The 266-nt window shown below is 37.2% G+C and carries 1 protein-coding gene; it reads left to right on the top strand.

Translation table 11 applies throughout. The features are described 5' to 3' along the window. Window positions 1-266 (top strand): helix-turn-helix domain-containing protein (locus E1171_RS00080; RefSeq protein WP_155202972.1); only part of this gene is annotated, 266 nt, incomplete at both ends.

Here is a 266-nt window from a genome sequence, read left to right as displayed (position 1 = left end):
AAAAAGTAGAATTTATCTGTGAATGGCTCTGTGGAAAATACACGGTCACCGAGCTATGTAAAGCTTTTGAAATCTCACGCCCTACAGCCTATAAATTGATTAGGCGATATGAATCAAGGGGTATTGAAGGGTTAAGAGACGAATCCAAAGCTCCTAGGAATCATCCAAATCAAACAAAGGAAGAAGTCCAACAAAAAATCTTAAATCTAAAAGCAAAATACCCTCGTTGGGGAGCTAAAAAAATCCACAAGCTATTGTTTAACGAT

Source organism: Xanthovirga aplysinae (genome assembly GCF_009711365.1).
Lineage (GTDB): Bacteria > Bacteroidota > Bacteroidia > Cytophagales > Cyclobacteriaceae > Xanthovirga > Xanthovirga aplysinae.
Note: the sequence above shows the minus strand (reverse complement) of the source record. Positions and strands in the feature narration are given on the sequence as shown.